Origin of the sequence: Aeromicrobium sp. (genome assembly GCF_014378035.1) — a bacterium.
Classification (GTDB): domain Bacteria; phylum Actinomycetota; class Actinomycetes; order Propionibacteriales; family Nocardioidaceae; genus Aeromicrobium.
The window spans coordinates 19,935-33,314 of sequence record NZ_JACMOM010000029.1; the positions used below are offsets into that span (position 1 = coordinate 19,935).

Consider the following 13,380-nt stretch of genomic DNA (forward strand, 5'->3'; position numbering starts at 1 on the left):
GAAGGGGTGCCTGTGACTGTGCCCGCAGTCGGCCCCAGATCAGTGATGTGCTGTGAGTTGTGCTGCCGTGTTCGCGAACGCGCACCTAGGGTGACACGACAGCGGGTCACCGAGTAGCGGTTCGGGAGTACTGACCCCAACCAGGCGGATGTGCCTGCCCCAGCGCGCGGCGCCAGCACTGTCACAGTGGCGTTGTACTACGGCAGCGAGACCACCACCGACCCAGCCTCGTTCGACATCGACTCGGTCACTCGAAGGTGGTGGAGAACCACTTGCCTGTTGTCGTGAGGGTTCTCCGTGGGCACCGGCCCGCCGAGACCGCCCCTTCTGCGATACTCGCTCTCGGGCGTGGCGGAATTCTCCGGAAGGTTCTTCGGATCATTGTCGCTGTGTCCCGGGGCCCCTAGCTCAATTGGCAGAGCAGCGGACTTTTAATCCGCGGGTTGTCGGTTCGAGTCCGACGGGGCCCACCCGCAACCGCGACTGTTCCGATCTTGTCCGCGGCGTCACCGCTTGCAGCGGGGCCGCAGTTGTTGTCTGATTCCTGCATGCCTCAGCCTCAGCCAGAAGACGTGACAGACGCCGAGCGATGGATGGTGATCGGCGCTCGCCGCTGGCGTCGCACCGACCCGAGCCTGCCGACGGAGCTCGTCGACGCATTGAAGTCCCACCTCGGCAGAGGTCGCTCCGGCGTCCGCTCAGCGAAGCTACGTGACGACGAGGGCGGGGTCGTGATGGCGCGACGGCGCGTCGACCTCGCGAAGCATGGTCTCGGCGAACGGGGACCCGCGTGGTGGGACGACGATGGGGCAGCGCGTCTGCGTCGCGCGCATGAGGCCCTGACCAAGCCCGCCGACCTCGACGGGGAACGCTGATCCAAGCGGTCTTGACACCAGCCCTGGCTCACGGAACATCCGGTGATCGCGTGGAACGTCGTGCGGCCGACGGCATGGGCCGCACCGAGCAATGGCTGCTCGGTGCGGCCTGCAGCCTTCTCAGTCGGCGACGTAGAACATCCGCTTGTTGACGAACTCGTCCATGCCGAGCGGGCCGAGCTCGCGTCCGAAGCCCGAACGCTTGACGCCCCCGAAGGGCACCTCGGCACCTTCCCCAGCGGGTGTATTGACATTCGACATGCCGACGTCGAGCCGCTCGGCCATAGCCTTTGCGCGGGCCGGGTCTGTACTGAACACCGCACCGCCCAGTCCGTAGGTCGTGTCATTGGCCAGCGCAAGGGCCTCCTCGTCGCTCGAGACCGAATAGACCACGGCGACCGGACCGAACAGCTCTTCTCTGTACGCCCGCATGTCCTTGGTGATGCCGCTCAGCACCGCGGGTGAGTAGTACGCGGCGGGGCCTTCGCCCAGCTCTCCGCCGGCATGGAGCGTGGCGCCCTTGCTCACGGCGTCGTCGACCTGCTCGGCAAGGCTCTCCGCCGCCCTGCGCGACGACATCGGCGCGAAGGTGCCCTCGGTGTCCTCGGCCGGGTTGCCCGGGCGCAGGCCACGAGCGTGCTCGGTGAGCTTGGCAACGAAGCCGTCGAAGATGTCGTCCATCACGATCATGCGCTTGTTGGAGTTGCACGCCTGGCCCGTGTTGCCGATACGGGTCTCCCACGCGGTGGCAGCAGACTCGTCGATGTCGTTGCTGTCGAGGATCACGTACGGGTCGGAACCGCCGAGCTCAAGGACGCACTTTTTCAGGTTCTTGCCCGCCAGTGACGCCACGACGGCGCCGGCGCGCTCGGACCCGGTGAGCGAGACACCCTGGATGCGAGGGTCGGAGATGATCTGCTCGATCTGTGGGTGCGAGGCAAAGATGTTGACGTAGGCGCCGTGCGGCAGCCCGGCATCCTCCATGATCTGCTGGATCGCCAGGGCTGAACGGGGCACCGACTCAGCGTGCTTGAGGATGATCGTGTTGCCCAGCATCAGGTTGGGCGCCGCGAACCGTGCCACCTGGTAGAAGGGATAGTTCCACGGCATGATGCCCAGCAGCGGGCCGACGGGCAGCTTCTGCACCACGGCAGTGCCACCGGAGAAGGTCTTGATCGGCTGATCGGCCGCGAGGGTCGGACCCTCCGTCGCGAAGTAGCCGAAGATCTCACCGCTGAACTCGGCCTCGCCGACGGCCTCTGCCAATGGCTTACCCATCTCCTCGGTGGCGATCGCGCCAAGCTCGGCCGCGCGCTCGATGAACAAGGCGGACACGCGCTTGACGACCTCGGCGCGCTCGGCGATCGGCACGTCCTTCCAGATCGTGGAGGCCTCGTGCGCTGAGGTGATCGCCGCGTCGACTTCAGCGTCGGTCGCAGTGTCGAAGGTCTCGACCACCTCGCCTGTCGCGGGATTGACAACCTGGTAGGTCGGACTCGTGCTCGTCATCGCATTGCTCCTTCGGAAGGGTTCACGAAGAAGTCAAGCATGCGGCGGGGGCTTTGGCGTGTGCAGCCCGACGATCGCTTCGTCGACCGAGGCGAACAGATGGTCTTCACCGATGCGCTGCAGCAAGCCGCTGCGTTCGAGGCTGCCGCGGACGTGGTCGCCGGTCCTGGCCATCGCGAAGGTGATGCCGCGATGCTCGAGGTGGTCGAGCACCTGCCGCAGCGCACGACTGCCGGTGTAGTCAAGGTCGCTCATCCCGATGACGTCGAGCACGACGAGGTCGAGGGGTGCGTCGGCACGGTCGATCCCGGCGATCATCTCGGTGCGGAAGCGGATCGCGTTGGCGTACCAGAGAGGTGTCGCGAACAGGACCACGAGCACGCCTGGAGTGGGTGCCGCGCGATCGGCATCGTTGACCGGCGCCCAGCTCGTCGTCGCCGGTATACGACCCAGGACGTGCAGCTGCGGGCGTGCACTGAGGCGGGTCCGGTCGAGGATGGCCAGGGCGACGGCGACGCCGATGCCCTGCTCGACGCCGACGAGGGCGACGGTGAGCAGCGTGACCAGTGCGAGGGCGAGTTCGATGCGGTCGAACCGGGCGATGTCGATGATGTCCCCGACCCGGAACATGCGGAAGGCGACGATGATCAGGACCGCGGCGAGCGTTGCCAGAGGCAGGTTCTGGAGCAGACCGGCCGCCGGGATGAGCAGCACCACCGCAGCAGCAGCGGCGAGGCCGGCCACCTGTGAACGTCCCGACGCAAGGGCAACGGCCGCCGTCCGCGGCGGGCTCGCATTGACCGGGAACGCGCCGAGGAGACCCGCCAGCACGTTGCCGAACCCGACGCCGACGAAGTCACGGTTGACGTCGGCCTCGTGCCCTCCCCCACCGGCGAAGGCGCGCGTCGTCGCTGCGGTCTGGCTGACCACGACGAGCGCCACGACCACGGCCACCGGGATGACACTGCGCAGCGTCGACCACGACACGCCCGTCACTCCGATGTCGGGCGCACCGTGTGCCAGCGGGCCTAGCACCGTGACCCCGTGGCGCTCCAGGCCCAGGATGCCCACCCCGACCGTCGTCACGACGAGTCCTATCAACGCGCCCGGTATGCGGCGGTCGAGGCGTTCGGCGACGAACACGATCGCCAGCATTCCCACACCGATGCCCACCGCCGCGCCGCTGACCTCGTCGATGTGGCCGGCGACGAAGCGGAGCCGGTGCAAGGTGCTCCCGTTGACACCGGGAAGTCCGAGCAGGTCGGGCAGCTGGCGCACGACGATGATCACCGCGACCCCGGCGAGGAAGCCGCTGATGATCGGGGCGGACAGGAACTCCGCGATCCACCCGAGGCGCATGAGCCCCACGAGCGCCACGATGACCCCGACAGCGACGGCGAGGATGCCCACCAGCGCGATGTAGGACGACGAGCCCGCCACGGCCAGGCTGCCGATGCCGACCGCAAAGAGCGGGGCGATCGTCGAGTCGGCGCCGACCGACAGCTGTGGGCTGGACCCCAGCATCGCGAAGACCACCGTGGCGGCGATGAAGGCGTAGAGCCCGGTGACCGGTGGCATGCCAGCGAGCCGCGCCGTGGCCAGCTGTTCGGGCACGGCGATCACGAGAAGCGCGGCCGCAGCACCCAGATCGGCGACTGCCCACGAGCGTCGGTAGCCCCTCATCGACGTGAAGAGTGCGGGTGAGGGGCTCACCGGCCCATCATCGCTGCTGCGTCAACCCGCCAACGCCGATCGGCCGCGGTCCCCCTTTCGACGCCAGCATCGTCAGCCATGTCGCCTGCTCCTCGTCCGACAACCAGCTCTCATCCAGCATCAGGGCACGGACACGTGCGCGTCCGCTCCAAGGTCGATCGAGCTGTTCAGTTGCGGTCGAACACCTTCACGCCATCGACCCACGTCTGCGCGACCCGCGCCGACGCGATCTGGCTGCTGTCCATCGCGAGGATGTCGGCGTCGATCACGGCGAGGTCAGCAGCCTTGCCCACCGCGATGGTGCCCGTGGTCGTGTCGCGACGGCTGACCCACGCGCTACCGGACGTGTAGGCGTCAATGGCCTCGACCACGGTCAGCCCCTGCTCCGCCAGCAGCGGCTCGTACGTCCCTCCCGGCTCGGTCCGGTTGACCGCCACGTGGATGCCGAGCAGGGGGTCAGGCGACGAGACCGGCCAGTCGCTACCGAACGCGAGCCGTCCGCCCGAGCGCAGCAGCGACCCGAAGACGTACTGCTGCCCGCGGGCAGGCCCGCTGAGGAACGGCAGGGTCAGCCCCACCATCTGCTCGTCGTGACACGCCCACAACGGCTGCGCGTTGGCGGTGACGTCGAGCTCGGCGAACCGCGAGACGTCGTCCGGGTGCACGATCTGGATGTGCGCGAGGTGGTGCCGGTTGCCGCGCCTGCCGTTGACGGTGATCGCGTGCTCCACCGCATCGAGGCTGTCGCGGACCGCCCGATCGCCCAGCGCGTGCACGTGCACCTGGAAGTCGTGGGCGTCGAGCAGCTGGACGTAGCGGGCAAGATCGCCGGCCTCGATGAAGCTGAGGCCGTGGTTGTCGGTCGGTTCGCCGTGTCGGTCGAGGTACGCGTCGATGACCGACGCCGTGCACGTCTCGCAGACACCGTCCTGCATGATCTTGACGCTGCCGGCGTCGAACCCTGCCGACGCCGCCCGGGTGCGCCGCTCGAGCAGCTCCTCGATCTGTTCAGCCCCCCGTGCACGGTCCCACCACAGCGCTCCCACGACCTTGGCGGTCAGGCGTTCGCTCCCCTTCACCGACAGGTAGGTGTCGAGCGAGTCGGCCAGCCCGAGCCCCTCGCCCACGAGTGCGTCCTGCCAGCCGGTGATGCCGAAGGCGTGCAGGCGCGCCTGCGCCGTCAGCAGCGCGCTCTCGAGCTGGGCCGGCAGCGAGTCGGGGATCAGTGAACGTACGAGCTCCATCGCGCCCTCGTGCAGCGCGCCGGTCGGCTCGCCGTCGACGTCCCTCTCGATGCGTCCGTCGGCCGGGTCGGCCGTGGAGGCCGAGATGCCGGCGAGGCGGAGCGCGGCGGTACTGACCCACGCGCTGTGGTGGTCGCGGTTGGGCAGGAACACGAGCCGGTCACCCACCACCCGGTCAAGGGCGGCCGCCGTGGGCAGCCCACGGGGGAACGCCTCCATCGACCATCCGCCGCCGAGGATCCATGCATCATCGGGGTTGGCCAGCGAGTACGTCTCGATGATGTCGAGGTAGTCGGCAGCCCTCTCGCCACCCGACAGGTCGCACGAGCTCACCTCCAGACCGGCCTGCACCGGGTGGACGTGCGCATCGTGGAATCCGGGCAGCACCCATCGCCCGCCCAGGTCCACCGTCTGTGCCGACGCGTCAATGAGGTCGCTCATGCGCGACACGGGTCCCAGACCGGCGATGACACCCCCGCGCACCGCCATCGATTCGACACCGGCGGCCCCACGCCCATCGACATAGAAGTGCGCATTGGTCAGCAAGAGGTCCGACGACGAAATCCGAAGACTCATGCGCCCAATGTGACAGATTCCGTGGTCATACCCGTGGTCATCGTGAGAATCTGCTGAAAACCCTGCCAAAACCGACTCCATCCGCAACACTTATATGGTGATGAAACGTACGGAGGTCGACGGTGCAGAGCACTTCACGGCCTCTGCGCGCAAGGTCGTCGACTATCTCAATGCGCACATGCCGATCTTGGACTGGTCGGTGTCGCGCGTCGCCGGTGGTGAGCAGGTTCGTGTCCACCTGCATCGCGCCGAGATCACCGACATCGGCAATCGCCGTCCTTGGCACGACACCTTCTGCAGGCGCATGGTCAACGGGGCCGCGCGCGTGCTGGTCGACTCGCAGGCCGATCCGGACTACGCCGATCTGCCCGACGCCCAGGCCTTCCGCTCCTACGTGGGCTCGCCCATCACCGATGACGACGGCTCCGTCTTCGGGGTCCTGTGCGGGGTCGGCCGCGATGTCCTTGCCGGTCCTGATGCTGTCGATCTGGACCTCGTCGACCTGATGGGCGGCCTCCTCTCGTCGCAGCTCGCGATGGCGCGAGGTGCCGATCGCGAACGTCGTAACGCGCAGATGGCGGAAGCGCTCGCGCAGACTGACTCACTGACCGGGCTGACCAACCGGCGTGGCTGGGACCTGCTGGTGGCCGACGCGCAAGAACGTGTCGACGCCTACGGCGACCTTGTCGCGGTGGCCGTGATCGACCTCGACGGGTTGAAGGCGGTCAACGACGCCGAGGGGCACGGGGCCGGCGATGACGTGCTTCGCCGGGCTGGCAGCGCTTTGCGCTCCGTGGAGCAGCCTTCCGACCGGACCGCTCGCTACGGCGGCGACGAGTTCGCGATCCTCTCCAACAACGTCGCCAAGGCCGATCTCGACGCCCATTTCGCCGTCTTCATGCAGGCGCTCGCCGACCATGGTGTCAGCGCATCCATTGGCTACGCGTCGGTTGGCTCCGGCGTCATCGACCTGACCGACGCCTTCGCCAAGGCCGACGCCGTCATGTACGAGGCGAAGCACGAACGAAAGGCAAGCTGACCACGGTCGCTCACTCCCGAGCGCACGGACCTGTGGCCCCGTAACCTCGGGTGGTGCTCAACTCGGAGCGCCGTTGTGGGAGGTGAGTCGATGGACGCCGGTCTGGTCTACCTCCTGGGCGGTGCAGCGCTGCTCCTGGCGGTCGTTCTTCCCTACGCGTTGCGAACGGCTGCGCTCTCGGCGCCCATCGTCCTGCTGGGAGTGGGGGCTCTCGTGGGTCTGCTGCCGTCGACGGAAGGCGTCAACTTCTCGCCCTTGGCACATCGCGCATTCACCGAGCACCTCACCGAGTTCACTGTGATCATCGCCCTGATGGGTGTGGGCCTCGCGCTCGACCGTCCGCTCAGTCTGCGGTCGTTCACGTCATGGCGGCGGTGGGGAGCCACCTGGCGCCTGATCATCGTGGCCATGCCGCTGTCGATCGCCGGGGTCGCGCTCCTCGGGTGGTGGTTCATGGGACTCGCCCCCGCGGGGGCCCTCCTGCTGGGTGCGGTGCTCGCACCGACCGACCCGGTGCTCGCGTCCGACGTGCAGGTCGAGGGTCCGACGACCGCCGCGGACGACGTCGAAAAGATCGATGAGACCGACGAGGTGCGGTTCGCGCTCACCTCGGAGGCCGGACTCAACGACGGCATGTCGTTCCCCTTTGTGCAGGCAGCAATCCTCATCGCCGGCACGGGGACGGTTGCCGAGTGGGGGCCCACCTGGCTGGCATGGGATCTGGTCGGCAAGGTCGTCGTGGGCAGCGCCCTCGGCATCGCCATCGGCTGGATCCTGGCCAAGACGGCGTTCGGGTCGAGCCGGCCGTCGCTGCGCACCTCTGAGTCCGGCGAGCCCCTGCTCGCGCTCGCTGCGGTCCTGCTCTCGTACGGGGTGACAGAGGTTGCGCACGGCTACGGCTTCCTCGCGGTCTTCGCCTGCGCCATGACCCTTCGCTCGGCCGAGCGTGGCAGCGATTACCACGCGCTGATGCATGAGGTCATTGAGCGGCTCGAGCGGCTGCTGACCCTCGTCGTCCTGCTGCTGCTCGGCGTCGCCCTCACCAACGGGCTTCTCAGCGGCCTGACGGTGCCAGCAATCGCGGTGTCCGTGCTCCTCGTCCTGGTCGTGCGCCCTGCGTCGGGCCTCCTTGCGCTCACGATCGGGCCGCGACGGGTGAAGGACCGCGTCGGACAAAGCACCCTCGGCCCGCGTGAACGTGCTGCGACCGCCTTCTTCGGCGTGCGCGGCATCGGCTCGATCTATTACCTGGCCTACGCGGCGGGGCACGCCGACTTCGACCAGCTGCCACTCCTGTGGTCGACCGTCGCGTTCACCATCACGCTGTCGGTCGTGCTGCACGGCATCACCGCCACGCCGGCGATGCGTTGGCTGGACGCCAAGCGCGACTCCCTGCACTGACCCCCCGGCTTGAGATGTTCCGCTCACCGGGGCGGCACAGGTACGTTCAAACCCCACATCTGGGACCCGGGGTGGGCGGTACCGTGCTCACATGTCAGCCCTGCGGAGCCCCTGGCTCATGGCCTTCGGAACGGTCTCGGTCATCCACCTGGTGCTCAACGGTGCCGATGCCTCGCCGTGGGACAGCATCACCAAGTGCCTCATCGCCCCGCTGCTGGCGGCGTGGGTCGTCGAGCAGCACGGACCTCGGCTGCTGGTCGTCGCACTGGGCTTCTGCTTCCTCGGTGACCTCTTCCTCGAGCTCGGCGACCTGTTCATCGTCGGGATGGCCTCCTTCGCCGCCGCGCACGTCTGCTTCATCACCTTCTTCGTACGACGCGGCGCCCTCGACCAGCTGAGACGCAGACCGTGGATCCTGGCCGTGTACGTCATTGCCGCGATCGGGCTCGTCGCCTGGTGCTGGGGCGGCCTCGAGAACGGTCTCAAGGCGCCGATCCCCGTCTACGCGGCACTGCTCGTCGGCACTGCGGCCACGTCGCTCGCCACCGACGTGCGGGCCGGCGTCGGAGGGATGCTCTTCCTGCTCTCGGACGGCACCATCGCGCTCGCGGAGGCCGACCGCATCGACAAGGAAGCCACGACCACCGGGCTGGCGATCATGGGCCTCTACATTCTTGCGATCTTCCTTCTCACGACCGGCATCCTCAACCGCGAGAAGGCGACCATCGCGGCCGGGCCGGGCTTCGACCCGACCAGGCGCACCGACTGCTGGCCGAAGCTCCCAGCACACCTCGCGTAGCCTGAACGACGTGCCGAAATCTGATCGCCCGTACCGGACGGTGGTGCGGATCTTCGGGATGTTGTTCCGCCTGATGGGCTACCGCTTCGACGTGCGCGGCATCGAGAACCTTCCCACCAGCGGGCCCGCCGTCGTCGCGGGCAACCACATCGGGTTCCTCGACTTCACCTTCATCGGCTACGCGGCGCGGCCCCGCAAACGTCTGATCCGGTTCATGGCCAAACGCGCCGTCTTCGACCTCCCGGTCGTCAGCTGGCTCATGCGGGCAATGGGACACATCCCGGTCGACCGCACGTCGGGCTCGCGCGCTTACCGGCAGGGGCTTCGGCTGCTCGACGAGGGGCAGCTCGTCGGAGTCTTTCCCGAGGCGACGATCAGTCGGTCGTGGCTGCTCAAGCCGTTCAAGCGGGGGGCGGCCGGGCTCGCCGCCAACCGCGGGGTGCCGCTGGTCCCCGTCGTCGTGTGGGGCGGTCACCGCATCTACACCGTCGACGGACACCGCACGCTGCGTCGTCGCATGCCGGTGACGATCGCCGTCGGCGAGGCTCTTCTTCCGGCGGACGGCGAAGGGGTGGACGAGCTGTCGGCCCGGCTGCACCTGCGCATGGAGGCGCTGCTCGACGAGGCCATCACCGCTTACCCCGACACCCCGCGGGACGACGACGACCGGTGGTGGCTCCCGCACGACCGCGGTGGCACCGCACCCGACCCCGAGACGGCGGCGGTGCTCGACCGCGAGGCCGTCGCACGCATCGGCGACAGCTTCGAGTGAGCCGACCCCGTCCCAGTCCTGTCCGCCAATCTCAGGAGCCCGCATGACGTACCACCGGACGACACCCGTGACCGCGGGCGACCTCATCTTCGACGTGCGCCAAACCGGCCCTGACGACGGCGAACCCGTCCTGCTGCTGCACGGATTCCCCGAGACGTCGCTGTCGTGGTCGGCCGTCGCACCCCTGCTCACCGACGCTGGGTTGCGCGTCTTCGCGCCCGACCAGCGGGGCTACTCGCCCGGGGCCCGGCCCACCGAGGTGTCGGACTACGCCCCCGACGTCCTCGCCGGTGACGTCGTCGCCCTCGCCGACTCGCTGGGCCTCGACACGTTCCACCTCGTGGGGCACGACTGGGGCGCAGCCGTCGCCTGGTGCGTGGCCGCCCAGCACCCCGGCCGACTGCGGAGCCTGACAGCGGTGTCGGTGCCGCACCTCGCGGCGTACGGCGCTGCGTTGCAGAGCGATCCCGACCAGCAGCAGCGTGCGTCGTACATCGGGCTGCTCCGTCAGGTCGGCAAGGCCGAGGAGCTCCTGCTCGCCGACGACGGTCGCCGGCTCATCGCGATGTACGGCGACGATGTACCGACCCAGCAGGTCGCTGCATACGTCGCCCACCTGTCGGAGCCGGGTGCCCTCACCGCTGCCCTCAACTGGTATCGCGCCATGACCAATGACCTGTCGTCACTGCCGACGGTGCAGGTGCCGACGACCTTCGTGTGGAGCGACGAGGACATGGCGATCGGCCGCCTCCCGGCCGAGCAGTGCGGTGACTTCGTCGACGCGGACTACCGTTTCGTCGAGCTCTCGGGCATCAGCCACTGGATCCCGGAGCAGGCACCCGCCGCCTTGGCAGAAGCCATCATCGCCCGCACGAGGGACTAGCCCCACCGGGTGGGACTGGAGAAAGTGGTGGGTCGGTCAGTGGACGAGCACTGACGCCAAGGGCCAGCCGTGCCGGTCGTCGAGGGTGCGGCCGACCGTGCGCGCGTAGGTGTTCCAGTCGTCGGCGCGCGCGGCATACCACTCACGCTGGCGCTGCATCAGCTCGGCGAGGCTGCTGAGCGCGACACCGGGGTGACGGGCACCGATCTCGTTGGCGATCTGCCGCGCCGCGCGGGCATCGGCAGTCGCCTCGTGGGCGTTGTCGAGCGACACCGTGTAGTAGGCGGCGACGTCGACGAGCCGGCGTGGGCCGAGACCGCCCCGTTCGATGCCCCAGTCGATGACGTAGGGGTCGACGACGAGCAGCCGGTCCCAGTCGGGCTGTGGCAGGCCCCAGCGGGTGGCCTCGGCGTGGAGCATCGTGAGGTCGTAGGCGGCGTTGTAGACGACGAGGCCGACGCCGCGGTCGATGAGGGACTGGACCCAGTCGATCACGATGCCGACACCGACAACAGGGCTCGGCGCGGCGGCCAGGATGGCGTCGGTGAGGCCGTGGACCTCCGCCGAGGAGGGCGGGACCGGGATGCCGGGGTTGACCAGCCCGGCGATCTCGCCGCCGTCATCACCCAGCAGGGCATAACTGAGCACGCGGTCGGTGATCGGGTCGACGCCGGTGGTCTCGAAGTCGAGCGACGCCAAGGCCACCTGGTGCCAGCCGGCATGGGCGCCACGCGCCGGTGGGGTCGGGGAGCATGGAAGGCAGATCGTGCGCCAGGTGCCGGGAACACCGATCAGCTGGCCTTTGCCGACCGCGACGGGTGTGCCGCACTCGCTGCACCCGCCTGCGTACTTGTTGAGTCTCACGACGTACCTCCTGGACGTCACGGTAGCCGCCGGTCCGGACAGACAAGCGACGCGATGCACGAGCGGTGGAGACGTGTCCACGACTCCCCTGCCAGCACTGGCGGGACTACCGCGAGATCGACCGACCGGAGCCGAACCGTGCCCTGTCGGCTTCAGCGGCGCGGAACGCCCGGGTAGACCATCATCTAGTGGCGCGCCCCCGCCACCAGCGCGCGGAACAGGCCAGCATCGTCCTGCGTCTCGGGATGCCATTGCACGGCCAGCCAGAACGACCTCGACGGATCCTCGACGGCCTCGATGGTGCCGTCGAGGGCGTGGGCCGACTCGACGAGACCCGGATGCTCGCGCACCGACTGGTGATGGTGGCAACGCACCGTCGCCTTGTCTCCCACCGCGCGAGCCACCGAGGTTCCGGGCACGACGTCAACCTCGACGGTGCCGAAGAGGTCTTTGCCCGGGGAGTGCAGCTCGCTGCCGACGACATCGGGTGTGTGCTGGTCGAGCGTGCCGCCGGCGTGCACCGCCATGACCTGCATGCCGCGGCAGATGCCGAGCACCGGCAGATCGGCAGCCGCCGCAGCATCGAGCAGGGCAAACTCCCACGAGTCGCGGTCCTCGCGCCAACCGGTCGTGCTCTCGTGCGCCTCGTCGGCGTAGCGGTGCGGGTCGACGTCCGCTCCGCCAGCGATGATGAGCCCGTCGAGGCGCCCGATCACCGATGCCGCGGCGGACAGGTCGCCCGGGGGAAGCAGCCCCGCCACGCCGCCGGCCGCCTGCACAGAACGCGCATAGACGACATGCAGCAGGTCGGCGGGCTCGTCCCACACCCCCCACCGCGCCCGCTCGCGGTAGGTGGTCACACCAATGACAGGCCGAACAGCTGCACTCACAGCGGTGTCACGTAGGCCCCGGAGATACCGCCGTCCACGAGGAACGTCGAGGCGGTGATGAAGCTCGACTCGTCCGAGGCGAGGAACAGCACCGCGTTGGCCATCTCGACCGGTTCGGCGAAGCGGCCGACCGGCACATGGATGAGCCTGCGTGCAGCCTTCTCCGGATCAGTGGCGAAGAGCTCCTGCAGCAGGGGTGTGTTGACCGGTCCCGGACACAGGGCGTTGACCCGCACGCCCTCGCGGGCGAACTGCACACCGAGCTCACGCGACATCGACAGCACGCCACCCTTGGAGGCCGAGTACGAGATCTGCGACGTCGCGGCACCCATCACCGCGACGAACGACGCGGTGTTGATGATCGAGCCCTTCTTCTGTTCCAGCATGTAGGGCAGTGCCGCCTTGCAGCACAGGTAGACGCTGGTCAGGTTGACGTCCTGCACACGCTTCCACGCCTCAAGATCGGTGTTCAGGATCGAGTCGTCCTCCGGCGGGGAGATGCCGGCGTTGTTGAACGCGACGTCGACCGAGCCGTAGGTGTCCTTCGCCGTCCTGAACAGTGCGTCGACCTCATCTTTGTCGGTGACGTCGACGTGGACGTAGGTGCCGCCGACCTCCTTCGCGATGTCGGGACCCTTGGAGTCGTCGAGGTCGCCGATGACGATCTTGGCGCCCTCCTCGGCGAACCGTCGCACCGTCGCGAGACCGATGCCCGAACATCCGCCGGTGATGACGGCGGTCTTGCCTGCGAGGCGTCCAGCCATGATTCCTGCTTTCCGTGATGGTGATCTCGATACACCCGCTCGTTCTTCACG

The 13,380-nt window shown here is 68.4% G+C and carries 12 protein-coding genes and 1 tRNA gene; 7 read left to right on the forward strand and 6 right to left on the reverse strand.

Annotated elements, in window-relative coordinates; translation table 11 throughout:
• The first annotated feature begins 397 nt into the window (after positions 1 to 397).
• Together H7290_RS01865 and H7290_RS01870 are read left to right on the forward strand one after the other, a co-directional pair.
• Positions 398 to 470 (forward strand) — tRNA-Lys (locus H7290_RS01865).
• 102 nt (positions 471 to 572) lie between these two features.
• Positions 573 to 875 carry a hypothetical protein gene (locus H7290_RS01870; RefSeq protein ID WP_290512317.1) on the forward strand — a complete coding sequence of 101 codons (303 nt, stop codon included), beginning with the start codon at positions 573 to 575 and terminating at the stop codon, positions 873 to 875.
• Positions 876 to 995: 120 nt separating this feature from the next.
• On the opposite strand, the gene H7290_RS01875 is transcribed toward H7290_RS01870, so the two are convergent.
• The 3 genes from H7290_RS01875 to H7290_RS01885 form a co-directional block, all read right to left on the reverse strand.
• On the reverse strand, positions 996 to 2,384 hold the full coding sequence (locus H7290_RS01875) for an NAD-dependent succinate-semialdehyde dehydrogenase (protein ID WP_290512318.1): 1,389 nt from the start codon (positions 2,382 to 2,384) through the stop codon (positions 996 to 998).
• Positions 2,385 to 2,417: 33 nt separating this feature from the next.
• The gene (locus tag H7290_RS01880; protein WP_290512319.1) at positions 2,418 to 4,097 is read right to left on the reverse strand and encodes a SulP family inorganic anion transporter; all 1,680 of its coding nucleotides are present in this window, start codon (positions 4,095 to 4,097) and stop codon (positions 2,418 to 2,420) included.
• A gap of 167 nt (positions 4,098 to 4,264) precedes the next feature.
• Positions 4,265 to 5,917: an amidohydrolase gene (locus H7290_RS01885; RefSeq protein ID WP_290512320.1), complete on the reverse strand. Its 1,653-nt coding sequence runs from the start codon at positions 5,915 to 5,917 to the stop codon at positions 4,265 to 4,267.
• Between the two features lie 100 nt (positions 5,918 to 6,017).
• On the opposite strand from H7290_RS01885, the gene H7290_RS01890 reads away from it, so the two are divergent.
• The 5 genes from H7290_RS01890 to H7290_RS01910 all read left to right on the forward strand — a co-directional run bounded on the left by H7290_RS01890 (position 6,018) and on the right by H7290_RS01910 (position 10,811).
• Positions 6,018 to 6,956, forward strand: a complete 939-nt coding sequence (locus tag H7290_RS01890) for a GGDEF domain-containing protein (protein ID WP_290512352.1) — start codon at positions 6,018 to 6,020, stop codon at positions 6,954 to 6,956.
• 90 nt (positions 6,957 to 7,046) lie between these two features.
• Complete coding sequence (locus H7290_RS01895) at positions 7,047 to 8,357, forward strand: cation:proton antiporter (RefSeq protein ID WP_290512321.1); 1,311 nt, start codon at positions 7,047 to 7,049, stop codon at positions 8,355 to 8,357.
• A gap of 91 nt (positions 8,358 to 8,448) precedes the next feature.
• Positions 8,449 to 9,156 (forward strand): lysoplasmalogenase, encoded by a 708-nt coding sequence (locus tag H7290_RS01900; protein WP_290512322.1) that lies wholly within the window; start codon positions 8,449 to 8,451, stop codon positions 9,154 to 9,156.
• 10 nt (positions 9,157 to 9,166) lie between these two features.
• Positions 9,167 to 9,928: a 1-acyl-sn-glycerol-3-phosphate acyltransferase gene (locus H7290_RS01905; protein WP_290512323.1), complete on the forward strand. Its 762-nt coding sequence runs from the start codon at positions 9,167 to 9,169 to the stop codon at positions 9,926 to 9,928.
• Positions 9,929 to 9,971: 43 nt separating this feature from the next.
• Positions 9,972 to 10,811, forward strand: coding sequence for an alpha/beta hydrolase (locus H7290_RS01910; RefSeq protein ID WP_290512324.1), 840 nt, complete (start codon positions 9,972 to 9,974; stop codon positions 10,809 to 10,811).
• Positions 10,812 to 10,847: 36 nt separating this feature from the next.
• Here H7290_RS01910 and H7290_RS01915 read toward each other — a convergent pair whose 3' ends face one another.
• The 3 genes from H7290_RS01915 to H7290_RS01925 form a co-directional block, all read right to left on the reverse strand.
• On the reverse strand, positions 10,848 to 11,675 hold the full coding sequence (locus tag H7290_RS01915) for an exonuclease domain-containing protein (RefSeq protein WP_290512325.1): 828 nt from the start codon (positions 11,673 to 11,675) through the stop codon (positions 10,848 to 10,850).
• A gap of 185 nt (positions 11,676 to 11,860) precedes the next feature.
• Entirely contained in the window at positions 11,861 to 12,535 is a 675-nt protein-coding gene (locus tag H7290_RS01920; RefSeq protein WP_290512326.1) for a gamma-glutamyl-gamma-aminobutyrate hydrolase family protein, read from the reverse strand.
• Positions 12,536 to 12,561: 26 nt separating this feature from the next.
• Positions 12,562 to 13,329: a 3-oxoacyl-ACP reductase gene (locus tag H7290_RS01925; protein WP_290512327.1), complete on the reverse strand. Its 768-nt coding sequence runs from the start codon at positions 13,327 to 13,329 to the stop codon at positions 12,562 to 12,564.
• Positions 13,330 to 13,380 lie beyond the last annotated feature (51 nt).